Origin of the sequence: Streptomyces sp. NPDC057253 (assembly GCF_042669125.1) — a bacterium.
Classification (GTDB): domain Bacteria; phylum Actinomycetota; class Actinomycetes; order Streptomycetales; family Streptomycetaceae; genus Streptomyces.
This window is the reverse complement of record NZ_JBHUXV010000063.1, coordinates 21,620-35,382: the sequence shown is the minus strand read 5'-3', so window position 1 is coordinate 35,382 and position 13,763 is coordinate 21,620. Positions and strand designations below refer to the sequence as shown.

Here is a 13,763-nt window from a genome sequence, read left to right as displayed (position 1 = left end):
GTGGGGCCGTTGGACGGTTCCTGGCGCCGGCGCTTCGCCGACGTCGCTGTGGTCGGACAGAGGGTCGCCGGCGAGGTGATGGCGGTGGATGCGGACGAGGGCGGGGTTGGTCGATGGCGGCCGTTGAGAACCCGGAGCTCTGGACGTTCCTCAAAAGACTTCGTCCTGGTGAGTGCTTGACGGGCACGGTGGCGGCGATCGAGTCGTTCGGGGTTTTCGTGGCGCTGGATGAGGGCCCTGAGCACCCGGTATATCCGGGCGTCGGCTTCATCACGTATCCCGAGCTGTCCTGGCGTCATTTCGATGCGGCTTCCGACGTCGTCGAGGTCGGGCAGCGGGTGTCGTGCGAGTTCTTGCAGTTCGACATGTGGAACGGGGAAGCCCGGCTGTCCCTGCGAGCGATGGAGCCGGACCCCTTCCTGGTGTTCGTCGACGGCATTGTGGTGGGACAGAGGCTGAGTGGGCGGGTGACGAAACTGGTCCCATTCGGTGTCTTCGTGGAACTCGCCGACGGTATCGAGGGTCTGGTGCATCTGTCCGAGCTGAGCCCGGTGCCCGTGTCCGCGCCGGAGGATGTCGTGCAGGTCGGCGATGAGCTGACGGTCGTCGTCGTGGACATTGACCGAGAGCGGCGCCGGCTGTCGCTCTCCCGGCGGCAAGCTTGAGCGGTTGTGGTTCGTACGGTGCCCGCAGATGGACACGGCCGTACAAATCGGCCCGACGGGCAAGAAGTTGCTGCCGCTGACTGTCAAGAACGCGGGGCCTTCGCCGGCTTCGAGCGGTCACTCTCACTGAGGTGAGCGAGGCACTCGATCGGGTGGTTGAGGCGCTGGCGGGGGCGAGCGAGGACGAGGTGGCGGCTGCGCTGGCAGCGGTCGGCGCGTCGCATACTCGCCCCGCGGTCCCGGCGACGGCCCGCCGAACGCCATTGCCGAGCCTTGGAGGCGCCTCGCAGATCGTCTGCGAGGTGGTGTGGTCGGGACCCGAGCAGCGCTGCTGAGTTACCGCCTTCTCCGTTGATTCCAGCCCCGGCTGCGCCGCCGCGCGCCCACAGGTGGATGGGGCTGGGTGGCCATGAATCAATCACCACGCAGAGCGGGTCACGGGCAGGGCAATGCCTCCGGCGGGGGGTCGGCCGGCACGCTGATGAGGGCTGGGGCAGTCGATGGGTTGAGGGCGTCGGTGATCTTCGTCTTCCAACGCCCTCACCCCCGGCTCGGACTCTCTGGAACCTGATCAGGGCCCGATGGCGCCGGTCAGGCGCCGGTGGCCGCGGCGTAGCGGGCGGCGACGTCCTCCCAGTTGACCAGGTCCCAGAGCTTGGTGACGTAGTCGGGGCGGACGTTCTTGTACTGCAGGTAGTAGGCGTGCTCCCAGGCATCGAAGACGAGCAGGGGGGTGCTGCCCTGGCCGACGTTGCCGTGGTGGTCGTAGACCTGTTCCACGATCAGGCGCTTGCCCAGGGGCTCCCAGGCCAACACGCCCCAGCCTGAGCCCTGTACAGCAGTGGTGGCCACGGTGAGCTGCTTCTTGAACACCTCGAAGCCGCCCAGGTGCTCGTCGATCGCGGTGGCGAGTGCTCCGTCGGGGCGGTCGCCGCCGTTCGGGGAGAGGTTCTGCCAGAAGATCGAGTGCAGGACGTGCCCGGAGAGGTTGAAGGCGAAGGTCTTCTCCAGGCCCACGAGGCCGGTGGGCGTGATCTGGTCCTTGTCGCGGATCTCCGCGATCTGCTCCAGCGTGTCGTTGGCTGCCTTGACGTAAGCAGCGTGGTGCTTGGCGTGGTGCAGTTCCAGGATTTCCGGCGTGATGGCCGGGGCGAGCGCTGAGTAGTCGTAGGGCAGGTCGGGAAGCGCGTAGGTGCCCATCAGGCGCGTCTCCTTAGGTGGGTTGATCGTCCCGAGACAGCCTACGACGTTATTGCGAGATACTTGCAACAACGTAGCAATTGCATCAGCATGGGTCGCAGCGGGGTCGGTCCGACAGCTTGCGGTGGTGCGGCACCTGACGTGGTGCGGTCCTTTCCGAAGGTGATCGTCTTCTCAACCGGCGTCCGCCGGACTTGGCCGGCCCCGCGCACCTTCGTGTCGCCAATGCGCGAAATCCCCAGGGACAACCCCTGCGAGCAGCGAATCTGGGCCTCTCAAGCATTACTGCACCTTTGTTGCAGTTACGACCGAGGCGCGCCTAGGTTGGCTGGCGCCCGCGTGCCGCGCACGGAGAAAGAAGGACCATGACCACCGCGCCCCCGACCACGGACACCTCCCGGCCCCGCCGGCTGCGCATAGCCGCATCCATGAGCCGCGCTGAGTGGGGTCGTGCCGCGGGCATGGCGGCCTTCGTCATCGCGCTGCACGTCATCGGCTGGTTCACGCTGGTGGCGATCGTCGCCCCGGAGCACTACAGCCTGGGCACCAAGAGCTTCGGCATCGGTATCGGCGTGACCGCGTACACCCTGGGCATGCGGCACGCCTTCGACGCCGACCACATCGCCGCGATCGACAACACGACACGCAAGCTCATGGAGGACGGCCAGCGCCCGCTGTCGGTCGGCTTCTGGTTCTCCCTGGGCCACTCCAGCATCGTCTTCGGCCTGGCCCTCCTGCTCTCGCTGGGCATCAAGACCCTCGCCTCGCCGGTGAAGAACGACAACTCGGAACTGCACGACGTCACCGGCCTCATCGGCACCACCGTCTCCGGCACGTTCCTCTACGTCATCGCCATCATCAACATCGTCATCCTGGCCGGGATCTGGAAGGTCTTCCGGCAGATGCGCTCCGGCCACTTCGACGAGGCCGCCCTGGAGGAGCAGCTGAACAAGCGCGGCTTCATGAACCGCCTCCTCGGCCGCGTGATGAAGTCGATCACCAAGCCCTGGCAGATGTACCCGCTCGGACTCCTCTTCGGCCTCGGCTTCGACACCGCCACCGAGATCGCCCTGCTGGTACTCGCCGGATCCGGTGCCGCATCCGGCCTCCCCTGGTACGCGATCCTGTGCCTGCCGGTCCTCTTCGCCGCCGGAATGTCCCTGCTGGACACCATCGACGGCTCGTTCATGAACTTCGCGTACGGCTGGGCCTTCTCCAAGCCCGTCCGCAAGGTCTACTACAACCTCACCATCACCGGCCTGTCCGTCGCCGTCGCCCTCATCATCGGCACCGTCGAACTGCTCGGCCTGCTCGCCGACAAGCTCGACCTGCACGGCTTCTTCTGGGACTGGGTCTCCGGCCTCGACCTCAACGTGATCGGCTTCGTCATCGTCGGGCTGTTCTTCGCCACCTGGATCATCGCGTTGGCGGTCTGGAAATTCGGCCGCATCGAGGAAAAGTGGAGCGCGGACCTGCGTCCGGCCGAACAGGCGGACTGACACCGACACCGAACAGCCGACGGCAATGGCGGCACGCGGAGACCGACGACTTCAGATGCGGTCGCGGTGACGTTCGCGCTCGCCGCGGGCAAGGCAAGCACCGGCACCGCGCTGGACTGACCGTGCCGGCCGCTTGCAAACGGTACCCAGGTACAGGTTTACCGTCGGAGCTGTTCCCGCCACGGGGACGTGTCGACGGGAGTGATGGCGATGAGCGATCTGGCGTGGGTGCCGCAGTCCTGCACGCTGCCCACCGAGGAGCGGCCCCTGCGGGTCACGGAGTGGGACGCGTTGCTCTCGGAGCGACTGACCTCGTCATCGAGGCCCGAGCCGCTGCGGCTGCACCTGGAGCTGACCGGCGGGCCGGGCGTCGAGGAGCGGACGCGGGACCTGGTGGCGCGGGAGAGCGGCTGCTGCTCGTTCTTCACCTTCACCACCGTCCCCGGCGAGGAACGGATGGACCTGGATATCACCGTGGACGCGGCCCACGAGGCCGTCCTGGACGCGCTGGCCGCACGAATTGCGGAGATGCAGCCGTGAGCGCGGGTCTGCGCAGCGGGCAGGTCGCCGCTGCGGCGGGGGTGAACATCCAGACTCTGCGCTACTACGAGCGGCGCGGCCTGCTGGCCGACCCCGCGCGCAGCCCGGGCGGCCACCGACTGTACGGCGAGCACGCGGTGACCGCGCTGCGGGTGATCAAGGCAGCCCAGCGGCTCGGGTTCACCCTGGAGGAGGTCGCCGAGCTGCTGGAGACGGGCCGCCATCGTCACGGCCGCCCCGTGGCGGGGCTCCAGGAGCGCGCACAGGCGAAGCTCGCCGAGGTCGACGCGAAGATCGCCGACCTGACCACGATCCGCACCGCCCTGGTTTCGGCGGTCGAGGCGGGCTGCGACGACCTGACTCTCTGCGCGTCCAGCGCCTGCTGTCCCATCCCCTTCACCGACCTCGCCGAGGAGAACCGCCATGCCGGCCCCTGCTGCTAACCGCCGCCACCGCACCCCGAAGGTTCTCGGCGGGCTAGCGGCGCTGGCATGTGTGGCGTGCTGCGCGCTGCCCGTCCTGATCACGGCGGGCGTCCTGGGGGCAGGCGCCGGGGCGGTGGTGGGTCGACTGCCCTCCGTCGCCATCGTCCTCGCGGTGCTCGCCGCCGCAACCTGGTGGCTGGGCCGGCGCCGCCGAACCTGCTCCTGCACGCCGAAGGCCGCTGGTGAGGGCGGGTGCGGCTGCCAGGGCTCCGGGGATCTCCTGAAGATCACGAACAGGGGTCGTGGGTAGGGTCAGTCGGCATGAACATCGCTCGTTCCGTTGCCCTGTTCGTCGTCGCCGCCCTGTTCGAGATCGGCGGCGCCTGGCTGGTCTGGCAGGGCATCCGCGAGCACCGCGGCTGGCTATGGGTCGGAGCCGGTGTCGTGGCCCTGGGCGCCTACGGCTTCGTCGCCACCTTCCAGCCCGATGCCCACTTCGGGCGCATCCTCGCGGCCTACGGCGGGATCTTCGTGGCCGGGTCGATCGCCTGGGGCATGGTCGCCGACGGCTACCGGCCCGACCGGTGGGACGTCATCGGCGCCCTGGTGTGCCTCGCGGGCATGGCAGTGATCATGTACGCACCCCGCAGCCACTGACTGTCGTCCTTGGGCCGAGGAGGCGTCAGGCCACGCCAGATCGAGCGGGGAACCACGGTGAAACGTCCGCCCCCGGAAGGAATCGCACGAACGCCCGCCGCTTCTCAAGCCGATGGCTCATGGCATGTACCCTCAGATGGACACGGCCATACAAATCGGCCCGACCGGGAAGAAGTTGCTTCCGCTGACGGTCAAGAACGCTGGTCCGACGCCCGCTTCGAGTGGTCACTCTCACTGAGGTGAGCGAGGCACTCGATCGGGTGGTTGAGGCGCTGGCGGGGGCGAGCGAGGACGAGTTGCAGGCTGCGCTTGTTGCAGCTGGCGCTTCGACTCCTCGCCCCGCAGCGTTGTCGGCGTCCCGCCGGACGCCGCTGCCAGGTCCTGGAGGTCCGTCGCGGATCGCCTCCTCGGCGGAGTGGGTATGAGCCCCGGGGCCTCCTTTCGGTCATATCGTCTGCTGGGTGCATGATTCGCTAGGTCTGTAGCCACGATTACTGGCATGGCGACTTCGGGGGCGAGAAGCAGTCGGTTCGGTGGTTTGGGGCAGTGGTGGGGTGTCCTGGCCGGGGCGCTTCTCATCGCGGCATGGATCAACGCGGCAGCCGGCCCTGTGGTGATTATCGTCCTGTCGGTGCTGGTCCTGCTGTGGTCCTTCTTCCAAGCTCCGGTGACCTGCGGGGCGCCGGTTCGAGGACGGACCGACGGGTGCCGTAACAACGCGACCGGCATCCTCATGGGCTGCCACATTCATCAACACCGCTGGCAGAAGCTCAAGATGCTGATCTTTCGGCGCCGCGTGCGCGAGTTCTGCTCTGGGCTGTTCTCGGACGGCAAAGCTGCCCTCGTGACCCTGGCGGCGGTGGGCAGCTTTCTTCCCGGCCTGGTGGCGCTGATCCCGGGTGTTGCTGTCTGACGCGACTGCGGGCTTCCGGCATCAGGGGGCGGGTGCGGGCCCGGCAGCGTGGGTTAGAGCCCTGCCCCTCGTTGCGTTGGCGTTGAGACCACGCGCCCCGCCCTCGGCTCGGCGAAACGGTGCGCAACTTTCGGGCACCCTCAGAAGCCGCCGTTGGCCTGGAGGTCTTGCTTCACCTGTTTCCAGTACTGCGGACAGAAGACGTTCACGCCGGTTGTCAGTAGGTCGTTGGCGTCGGCCTCCAACATGCCCCAGTCCTGGCCTGCTGGGTACAGGTCGTCTCCGGTGAAACTGAACAGATACTCCACGTCGTGTCCCTGCGCCAGGCCGTGACACCACTTCGGTGGGAGGGCGGCGAGCTCTTGATCCGTCGGCCGACTCTCTGTGTAGGGCAGGCTACGAGCCACCCTGAGGTAGTCCTCCTTGCCGACGGTTGGCGTGCCCTTCGGATGTGCGGCTGGGTAGCGGGCTTCATCCCTGCTTCCACAGGCAGTGAGGCTGGCGAGTATGACGACAGCGAACAGTACGGTGATGCGCGGCACGGTCCCCCCTGTTGTTATCGGCGCTGAAGGAGATCATGTGCTCCGTGTAGCTCCGCCGTGTCACTGTGGCCGTGTTGTGATGTGTATTCGCCCGCAGATGGACACGCACATCCAGATCGGCCCGACGGGCAAGAAGCTGCTTCCGCTGACGGTGAAGAACGCCGGCCCGACGCCGGCGTCGAGTGGTCATTCGCACTGAGGAGGGGGCGAGCCCCTTTGGGCGGTGGGGGGAGTTCCAGCCCAGACTCGCCTTCTCCCGGGCAGCGGACGGCGCCCACTGGGCCACCGCAGAAGGAGCTGCGGTGGCCGTGGGTGGCGGGTTTCAGGGTTTGAGGACGACCTTTTCGCAGTGGTCCTGCTTGTTCTTGAAGAGGTCGTAGCCGGTGGGGGCCTCGGTCAGGGGGAGGCGGTGGGTGATGATCCTGGTGGGGTCCAGTTTGCCCTGCTCTATCAGGGTCAGTAGCGGCTTCATGTACTTCTGTACGTGGCACTGGCCCGTGCGCAGGGTCAGGGACCTGTTCATCCAGGCGCCCGCCGGGAACTTGTCGATCATGCCGCCGTAGACGCCGATGACCGAGACCACGCCGCCGCTGCGGCAGGACATGATGGCCTGGCGCAGGGCGTGCGGGCGGTCGGTCTCGGAGCGGACCGCCTGCTTGGCGCGGTCGTAGAGGTGGACGTGGGAGGCACCGTGGGTGGCCTCCATGCCGACCGCGTCGATGCACTTGTCGGGGCCCCGGCCGCCGGTGAGTTCGAGGAGGGCCGACCGTACGTCGGTGTCCTCGAAGTTGATGGTGGTGTAGCCCTGGGCCGCCGCCATGTCGAGCCGGTAGGGCTCCTTGTCGATCGCGATGACCTTCTCCGCGCCCAGGACCCGGGCGCTGTCCATGGCGAACTGGCCGACCGGACCGGCGCCCCAGACGGCGACGACGTCACCCTGCTCGATGTCGCACATGTCGGCGCCCATGAACCCGGTCGGCAGGATGTCGGACAGGAACAGCACCTGTTCGTCGGTGAGGTCCGACTCGATCTTGAGGGCGTTGGTGTCGGCGAGCACCACGCGGGCGTACTCGGCCTGGCCGCCGGCGAAGCCGCCGGTGAGGTGGGAGTAGCCGTAGATGCCGGCGGTGGGGTGGCCGAACATCTTCTCCGAGATGCCGGCGTTGGGGTTGGTGTTCTCGCAGCAGGAGTACAGCTCCGCGCGGCAGGACGCGCAGGCGCCGCACGCGATGGGGAAGGGGACGACGACCCGGTCGCCGACGCGCAGTGTGCCGTCGGTGACGCCGGGGCCGACCTCGATGACCTCTCCCATGAACTCGTGGCCCATGATGTCGCCCTTTTGCATGGTGGGGACGTAGCCGTCGAGCAGGTGGAGGTCGGAGCCGCAGATCGCCGTGGAGGTGATCTTGACGATGGCGTCGCGGTTGTTCAGGATCGACGGGTCCGGGACCTCCTGCACCTCGACCGAGTTGCGTCCCGTCCAGCAGTTCGCCTTCATGCCAGGGCCTCCTTCAGTTCGTCCTCGGTCAGCGGTCGGGCCGGGTGCTGCGGGAACTCGCCGCGGGCCCGCTTGCCGCCGGGTGCGCCCTCGGAGCGGATGACCTCGCCGGTCTCCGCGATCTGCTTGAACCGGCGCAGGTCGTCGTCGAGTTGCTGGTGCGGCTCCTCGCCGAAGTAGCGCGCCGCGGCCTTGCCGAGTGCTCCGCCGGGCAGGTCGTAGCGCAGGGTCACCCGGATCTCCGTGCCCCGGTCGCCGGGGGCGGGCGTGAAACGGACCTCGCCAGAGTTGTCGACGTCGGCGCCGTCCACCGACCGCCAGGCGATCAGCTGGCCGGGGATGTCCTGGGTGGTCTCGGCGTCCCACTCGACCGTCTTGCCGAACGGCGCACTGGCCCGCCAGTGACTGGTGCGCGGGCCGGTGACGCGCACCTCGTCCAGGTGCGCCATGAAGTCCGGCAGCCGCTCCAGGTCCTTCCAGAGGGCATGGACCTCCTCTGGAGTCCGGGTGACGGTGGTGGCCGCGGTCAGTTCCATGGGGGCGCTCCTACGGGTACGGGTCACGGCCGCGTAGACGTCCGTGGCGGTGATGGCGGTGACCGCGGCGGTCGCGGCCACGGTGCGGCCCAGGCCGCGACCGTCGTGGTTCTTCAGGGCCCGGGTCAGCAGCGTCAGGTCCATGAGGTCGCCACCGACGCGGGCCCAGAGCCAGGCGGGGTGCGGCCGTCCCAACAGCCCGGCCGCCGCCGTCAGTTCACGTACACCGACGGCTGTCGTGGCCGAGCGGTGCCGGAGGGCGTCGTCCACGCCCAGGGCCCGCGCGAAGCCGCCCGGGGCGGCGACCTGGGGCACGCCCAGGAGTGCGCTGGCCCAGCCGAGGCCGCGTACGAGCGGATCGTGCCGTAGGTGGGATGCGGAGCGGGTGTCCGTCGTCATGGGGCTCCCCACGGGGGTTGGAAGGAAGGGAAGTCGGGTTGTTCGGGTCAGAAGGGGACCGGAGTACGGCTGTGACGGGGCGTCAGGCGACGCCGGCCCGTCCAGCCCCGGCCGAAGCCGGAGCTGGACGTCGTGGTCCGTCGGCCGGTCCCGTCCGGGGGAAGCGGACCGGCCAACGGCTCCGGCCGCCCTACTTCTTGTGGCCGTTGCCCTGTCCGTCGGGGTGCAGGACCACCTTGGTCCAGCCCTCGTCGCGGGCGTCGAAGTGCTCGTAGGCGGTGGGGGCCTCGTCCAGGCTGAGTTCGTGGGAGACGATGAAGCTCGGCTTCGCCTTGCCGCCCGCGATCAGGTCCCGCAGTGCCCGGTTGTACCTCTTCACGGGCGCCTGCCCGGTGCCCATGCGCTGGCCCTTGAACCACATCAGTCCGAAGTCGATCGGGACCTTGCCCTGGGCCTCCAGCTCCCCCTGGGCCTCCTCGCCGCCGGGGTCCTGCGGCAGGAACACGCCGACCACGCCGATGTCGCCGGTGAACCTGACCGAGTCGATGAGGCCGTTGAGGGTGAGGCTGGCGTCCTCGTGTCCTTGGGCGTCGTGTGCCTGGTAGCCGACGCATTCACAGCCGTTGTCGGCGCCCAGACCGAGGGTGGCCTCCTTGACGACCTCCGCCGGGTCCTGCTCGGCGGTGTTGATGGGGATGGCCCCGATCTCCTCCGCCTTGCGCAGCCGGTCGGGCTGGTGGTCGGCCACCCAGACGCGGCCGGCGCCCTTGAGCAGGGCGGAGTAGGCCGCCATCTGTCCGACGGGACCGGCCCCGAAGATGATCGTCTGGTCGCCCGGCTTGACGTTGGCCATCTCGGTGGCGTGATAGCCGGTGGGGAAGATGTCGGCGAGCATCACGTAGTCGGTCTGCCGCTCGGCGGCGTCCTCGCCCAGGCGCAGCGCGTTGAAGTCGCCGTAGGGCACCCGCAGCAGTTCCGCCTGGCCGCCCTGGTAGGGGCCCATGTCGGCGAAGCCGTAGGCGGCTCCGGCGAGAGCCGGTTCCGGCTGCATGGTCAGACAGTAGTTCGTCAGACCCCGCTCGCACTGCTTGCAGAAGCCGCAGGCGATGTTGAAGGGCAGGACCACGTACTGACCGACCTGGACCTTGCGGACGGCCGAGCCGACCTCCACGACCTGGCCGAGGTTCTCGTGTCCGAAGGTGCGGCCGGTCTCGAACGAGGTGCGGCCCTCGTACATGTGCAGGTCCGAACCGCAGATGTTGGTGGTGGTGATCTTGACGATGATGTCGCAGGGATGCTCGATCTTCGGGTCCGGTACGTCCTTCACCGTGACCGTTCGCGGTCCTTCGTATACGGCTGCTTTCATGATGACTTCCCTCGGTGCCGCGGCATTTCGGCGGCACGGCGATAATGGGACGCACGAAAACGCCTGACTCTCGGAAGTGCTACGAGGGGGAGGTGGCTCCGGCACGTCTCTGCGAGCCGTTCACGCGGGTCAGGCGGAACGGTGGGGTTCGGGCCGCCGACCCGCTGGGCCGAGCTTCAGCGCTCCGACGACGTCTGGTGCGGGTCCCCGTCATCCCTCGACACGAAACAGCCTTTTTCACGATCGATCGGCTGATTTCTCCGGCTGCTCGTCCTCGGCCTGGAGCATGCGGCGACGTTCCTGTTCGCGCTTGGAGTAGGCGGCTGCCCGGATGGCCTCGTCGCTCTCCAGGCCTGATCCCAGCGCGCCGCCCACCGTGGCGACCGAGGCGGCGAACCAGGCCAGCGTCCAGTAGTCCGAGGCGTGCAGCGGACTCTGTGTCGTGGAGGCGAACACCCGGTCGGTGAGGACGAAAAGAGCCCAGACCAGGTTGATGACCATCAAGCCCGCGTAGCAGACGAGCACTCCGATGCCGACGGTCACGACGGTGGACGCGTTGTAGAGGGCCGCTCTCTTCCTCGCCTCCGGCGAGGCATCCGATGATCGGTGCCACAGGTGCGCGTCGACGATCAGCCATCCGATCATGAGGGCGATGGAGCCGACCGTCGCGATCACGAGGCGCGGTGTGCTCAGTGCCGTGGAAAGGCTCCACATGGTGGAGTTCACGATGGCGATCGCCGCGGTGGCGAGTGCGGCGGCCAGGGCCTTGGAGAGCCCCGGGACCAGGAGCCAAGGCCGGTTCGCGCGGACCATGCCGCCGAGCACCGTCAGATAACCCCGCAGGCCGCTGACGACGTAGCGGAGATCAGCGGTCTCCTCCTCGCCGATCGGGCCCCGGTGAACGGCGGCGAGGCGACCGGTGAAGCGTCCCAACGGCGTACTCCGGGGAGGCTGTTCGGACCCGGTGTCCCGTGCGCCCGTATCCGTGTCCCTACCCGTGATGCTGAGCACGACCTCTTCCACCGCCCGCAGGGCCCTCTGCCGAAAGCGCAGGCCGCCCAGTGAGGGAAGGGACAGCAGCGCCAAGCCGTGCTCCTGGCTCACGTCCATGACGAGCTTGCGCCCATGGGTGTGCAGGGGAAGATCGGTGAGGGCCACGACGATGTCCCAGTTCTCCGCACGCCCGCGGTCCAGGATCCGGCGCGTCAGCGTGGGCAGGTCCTCGGTCTTCGCGGTGAACGGCTCACTGAGCACCTCGACGTCGAACCGCTTCCCCTGGCCCGACTTCTCGGCGAGCCGATCGGGGAGCACTCGGGCCAGGCGCTGCGCGATCTCCGTCGGCGCGTCCGGATCCGCGAGGAGGGTCACGACCGTGACGTCCTGCGACGACTCCCGCATGACCGGACCCCTCTCGTCGGCTGTCCCGGGACCCCAGTGCCCAGGATGCCCACGAGGTAACGCAGCGCCGCCTGATGTGTTCGGAAGGAGGTGATCGCCGAGCCGACCGTGGTCCGCGGGGGCGGGCAGGTCAGACGGTGTCGTCGGCGGGTGGGCCGTACAGGGACGCGATGTGCTGGGAGGTCGGCCAGCGGCTGTAGGTGGGGGACTGCGGCCAGTTCTCGGGGCTGTCCTGCCATTCCTCCTGGCGGCCGTAGGGCAGGAGGTCGATCAGGCCGAAGGTGTGGCTGAGCTGTTCGGTGCCGCGGCCGTCGGTGTGCCAGGTGCGGTGGACGGTGTCGCCGTCGCGGAGGAAGACGTTGACCGCGAAGCCGCCGTCGGGCGGGGCACCGACGTCGCTGCCGAAGGAGCTGTTCGCGGTCGAGTACCAGGGCATCCGGTTGCCGACCCGGTGCCGGTAGGCGAGGGCCTCCTTGATCGGGCCCTGGGTGACGACGACGAACCGGGCGTCGTAGTGGTCGAGGAACTCCAGACGGGTGAACTGCGAGGTGAACCCCGTGCAGCCCGGGCACTGCCATTCCTTGCCGGCGAACCACATGTGGTGGTAGACGATCAGCTGCCGCTTGCCGTCGAAGACGTCCGCCAGCCGGACCGGGCCGTCCTCGCCCTCCAGGGTGTACTCCGGCATCTCCACCATCGGCAGGCGCCGGCGCTCGGCGGCGATGGCGTCCAGCTCGCGCGTCGCGGCCTTCTCCCGGGCCCGCAGGGCCTCAAGTCGGTTCTGCCACGTGGCGGTGTCGACGACGGGAGGCAGTGCGTATGCGGTCATGGGTCCCCTCACAGAGCCGTGCGCGGATGTGCCTTGTGCCAGGGCAGACCCCGTCCGGCCGCGGAACTCATCGGTGGACCGGTGCGGGTTGCCGAGGGCCACGGTCGGTCTGCCGTGGCCCTCCGGCTCATGACCTGCTACTTGCTCGCCGCGAAGCGCATCAGGGCCAGTTCGTCGCCCTGCTTGATCTTGCCTGTCACGTTGATCACTTCGAGCTTCCAGGTGGTGCCCACCCGGACCGCCTTGGCCACGGCGCAGCCGTTGTCCGTGGTGAGCATGCTGGGCCAGATGTCGGCGACCTGCTGGGAGCTGCCGCCGGTGGCGTCGTAGACCTTGAAACTGATGTTGCGGGCCTTCTGGAAGGAGCTGCCCTTCTTGTAGGCCGCGGCGACGAAGACGATCGATGTGATGTGCGGTGGGATCTTCGCGAACTCGACGGTGACGGTCTCGTCGTCGCCGTCCCCGTGGCCGGTCTGGTTGTCGCCGCTGTGCAGCAGGGAGCCGTTGCCGATCGGGTCGAGGGAGTCGAGGCCCGCGAGGCGTACCGGGTCGCCGTCGTGCATGGCGATGGCGATCAGGTCCAGGTCCGTGCCGGTCTTGCGGCGCAGCTTGCCTATCACTCCGCCGCTGGCGCCGGCCGTGGGGTCCCAGGAGACCCCTATGGACAGATGGGTCACGCCGTCCAGGTCGGCGGGGCCGTCTTCCTTCGTGAGCGTAATCATGGGGACATACTGCACGGGCCTTCTCCATCCTGAGGAGATGCCCCGACTCACCTCACCCGACGTTCGCTTCCACGCCTCCTTCCTGGCCGCGGTACGGGAGTTCACGGAGACCGACCTCGACGCGGCCGCGCTGCTGGGCGAGGACGTCGGCGTGTATGCGAGGACGTGGGAGGAGCCGGAGGGATTCGCGGCCCTCGTGGACATGCTGCTCGCCGAGACCGAACGGCCGCGCCGCCCGGACTGGGTGGAGATGACGAACCTCTGGTGGGCCGAGGACGACACCTTCCTCGGCAGACTCTCCATCCGGCACCGGCTCAGCCCGTACCTGCTGGAGTTCGGCGGCCACATCGGCTACGCGGTCCGCCCCGGCGCCCGACGCCGGGGACAGGCCACCGCCATGCTCGGCGCCGCCCTGCCCCTCTGCCGTCACCTGGGGATCGACCGTGCCCTGGTCACCTGTGACACCGACAACATCGCTTCTCGTAAGGTGATCGAGGCCAATGGCGGAGAATTCGAGGACCAGCGGGGCGGAAAGCTTCGGTACTGGATCCGTACGGGGAACTGAGGCGTCTAC

Annotated in this window: 15 protein-coding genes; 7 read left to right on the top strand and 8 right to left on the bottom strand. The window is 68.4% G+C overall.

Annotated features, from left to right (window positions below):
• The first annotated feature begins 176 nt into the window (after positions 1–176).
• On the top strand, positions 177–665 hold the full coding sequence (locus ACFULQ_RS29410) for a S1 RNA-binding domain-containing protein (protein ID WP_383549542.1): 489 nt from the start codon (positions 177–179) through the stop codon (positions 663–665).
• A gap of 591 nt (positions 666–1,256) precedes the next feature.
• On the opposite strand, the gene ACFULQ_RS29405 is transcribed toward ACFULQ_RS29410, so the two are convergent.
• Entirely contained in the window at positions 1,257–1,865 is a 609-nt protein-coding gene (locus ACFULQ_RS29405; protein WP_383549539.1) for a superoxide dismutase, read from the bottom strand.
• 365 nt (positions 1,866–2,230) lie between these two features.
• On the opposite strand from ACFULQ_RS29405, the gene ACFULQ_RS29400 reads away from it, so the two are divergent.
• The 5 genes from ACFULQ_RS29400 to ACFULQ_RS29380 all read left to right on the top strand — a co-directional run bounded on the left by ACFULQ_RS29400 (position 2,231) and on the right by ACFULQ_RS29380 (position 5,899).
• A complete protein-coding gene (locus tag ACFULQ_RS29400; protein WP_383549536.1) occupies positions 2,231–3,364 on the top strand; it encodes a HoxN/HupN/NixA family nickel/cobalt transporter in 1,134 nt (377 codons plus the stop codon).
• A gap of 210 nt (positions 3,365–3,574) precedes the next feature.
• On the top strand, positions 3,575–3,904 hold the full coding sequence (locus ACFULQ_RS29395; RefSeq protein ID WP_383549533.1) for a hypothetical protein: 330 nt from the start codon (positions 3,575–3,577) through the stop codon (positions 3,902–3,904).
• Positions 3,901–4,347, top strand: coding sequence for a MerR family transcriptional regulator (locus tag ACFULQ_RS29390; protein ID WP_383549530.1), 447 nt, complete (start codon positions 3,901–3,903; stop codon positions 4,345–4,347). Before ACFULQ_RS29395 ends, ACFULQ_RS29390 begins: the two co-directional genes overlap by 4 nt.
• A gap of 303 nt (positions 4,348–4,650) precedes the next feature.
• Positions 4,651–4,986, top strand: a complete 336-nt coding sequence (locus tag ACFULQ_RS29385; RefSeq protein ID WP_383549526.1) for a YnfA family protein — start codon at positions 4,651–4,653, stop codon at positions 4,984–4,986.
• A 499-nt stretch (positions 4,987–5,485) separates the two neighbouring features.
• On the top strand, positions 5,486–5,899 hold the full coding sequence (locus ACFULQ_RS29380) for a hypothetical protein (RefSeq protein WP_383549523.1): 414 nt from the start codon (positions 5,486–5,488) through the stop codon (positions 5,897–5,899).
• Positions 5,900–6,039: 140 nt separating this feature from the next.
• Here the strand turns inward: ACFULQ_RS29380 and ACFULQ_RS29375 are convergent, their stop codons facing one another.
• From ACFULQ_RS29375 to ACFULQ_RS29345, 7 genes are all read right to left on the bottom strand, one after another.
• On the bottom strand, positions 6,040–6,441 hold the full coding sequence (locus ACFULQ_RS29375) for a hypothetical protein (protein ID WP_383549520.1): 402 nt from the start codon (positions 6,439–6,441) through the stop codon (positions 6,040–6,042).
• 322 nt (positions 6,442–6,763) lie between these two features.
• Positions 6,764–7,939 carry a zinc-dependent alcohol dehydrogenase gene (locus tag ACFULQ_RS29370; RefSeq protein ID WP_383549517.1) on the bottom strand — a complete coding sequence of 392 codons (1,176 nt, stop codon included), beginning with the start codon at positions 7,937–7,939 and terminating at the stop codon, positions 6,764–6,766.
• Positions 7,936–8,874, bottom strand: a complete 939-nt coding sequence (locus tag ACFULQ_RS29365; protein ID WP_383549514.1) for an SRPBCC family protein — start codon at positions 8,872–8,874, stop codon at positions 7,936–7,938. Before ACFULQ_RS29365 ends, ACFULQ_RS29370 begins: the two co-directional genes overlap by 4 nt.
• Positions 8,875–9,064: 190 nt before the next feature.
• Positions 9,065–10,240, bottom strand: coding sequence for a glutathione-independent formaldehyde dehydrogenase (locus ACFULQ_RS29360; RefSeq protein ID WP_383549511.1), 1,176 nt, complete (start codon positions 10,238–10,240; stop codon positions 9,065–9,067).
• 237 nt (positions 10,241–10,477) lie between these two features.
• Positions 10,478–11,638, bottom strand: coding sequence for a hypothetical protein (locus tag ACFULQ_RS29355; RefSeq protein WP_383549508.1), 1,161 nt, complete (start codon positions 11,636–11,638; stop codon positions 10,478–10,480).
• 130 nt (positions 11,639–11,768) lie between these two features.
• The gene (locus tag ACFULQ_RS29350; RefSeq protein ID WP_383549505.1) at positions 11,769–12,467 is read right to left on the bottom strand and encodes a DUF899 domain-containing protein; all 699 of its coding nucleotides are present in this window, start codon (positions 12,465–12,467) and stop codon (positions 11,769–11,771) included.
• Between the two features lie 137 nt (positions 12,468–12,604).
• On the bottom strand, positions 12,605–13,189 hold the full coding sequence (locus ACFULQ_RS29345) for a TerD family protein (protein ID WP_280851527.1): 585 nt from the start codon (positions 13,187–13,189) through the stop codon (positions 12,605–12,607).
• A gap of 37 nt (positions 13,190–13,226) precedes the next feature.
• On the opposite strand from ACFULQ_RS29345, the gene ACFULQ_RS29340 reads away from it, so the two are divergent.
• Complete coding sequence (locus tag ACFULQ_RS29340; RefSeq protein ID WP_383549502.1) at positions 13,227–13,754, top strand: GNAT family N-acetyltransferase; 528 nt, start codon at positions 13,227–13,229, stop codon at positions 13,752–13,754.
• Positions 13,755–13,763: the final 9 nt, after the last annotated feature.

Excerpts from the sequence above, each read along its gene's own strand:
- ACFULQ_RS29405 (WP_383549539.1), bottom strand. The coding sequence starts at position 1,865 with ATGGGCACCTACGCGCTTCCCGACCTGCCCTACGACTACTCAGCGCTC.
- ACFULQ_RS29400 (WP_383549536.1), top strand. The coding sequence starts at position 2,231 with ATGACCACCGCGCCCCCGACCACGGACACCTCCCGGCCCCGCCGGCTG.
- ACFULQ_RS29395 (WP_383549533.1), top strand. The coding sequence starts at position 3,575 with ATGAGCGATCTGGCGTGGGTGCCGCAGTCCTGCACGCTGCCCACCGAG.
- ACFULQ_RS29385 (WP_383549526.1), top strand. The coding sequence starts at position 4,651 with ATGAACATCGCTCGTTCCGTTGCCCTGTTCGTCGTCGCCGCCCTGTTC.
- ACFULQ_RS29380 (WP_383549523.1), top strand. The coding sequence starts at position 5,486 with ATGGCGACTTCGGGGGCGAGAAGCAGTCGGTTCGGTGGTTTGGGGCAG.
- ACFULQ_RS29370 (WP_383549517.1), bottom strand. The coding sequence starts at position 7,939 with ATGAAGGCGAACTGCTGGACGGGACGCAACTCGGTCGAGGTGCAGGAG.
- ACFULQ_RS29365 (WP_383549514.1), bottom strand. The coding sequence starts at position 8,874 with ATGACGACGGACACCCGCTCCGCATCCCACCTACGGCACGATCCGCTC.
- ACFULQ_RS29360 (WP_383549511.1), bottom strand. The coding sequence starts at position 10,240 with ATGAAAGCAGCCGTATACGAAGGACCGCGAACGGTCACGGTGAAGGAC.
- ACFULQ_RS29355 (WP_383549508.1), bottom strand. The coding sequence starts at position 11,638 with ATGCGGGAGTCGTCGCAGGACGTCACGGTCGTGACCCTCCTCGCGGAT.
- ACFULQ_RS29350 (WP_383549505.1), bottom strand. The coding sequence starts at position 12,467 with ATGACCGCATACGCACTGCCTCCCGTCGTCGACACCGCCACGTGGCAG.
- ACFULQ_RS29345 (WP_280851527.1), bottom strand. The coding sequence starts at position 13,189 with ATGATTACGCTCACGAAGGAAGACGGCCCCGCCGACCTGGACGGCGTG.
- ACFULQ_RS29340 (WP_383549502.1), top strand. The coding sequence starts at position 13,227 with ATGCCCCGACTCACCTCACCCGACGTTCGCTTCCACGCCTCCTTCCTG.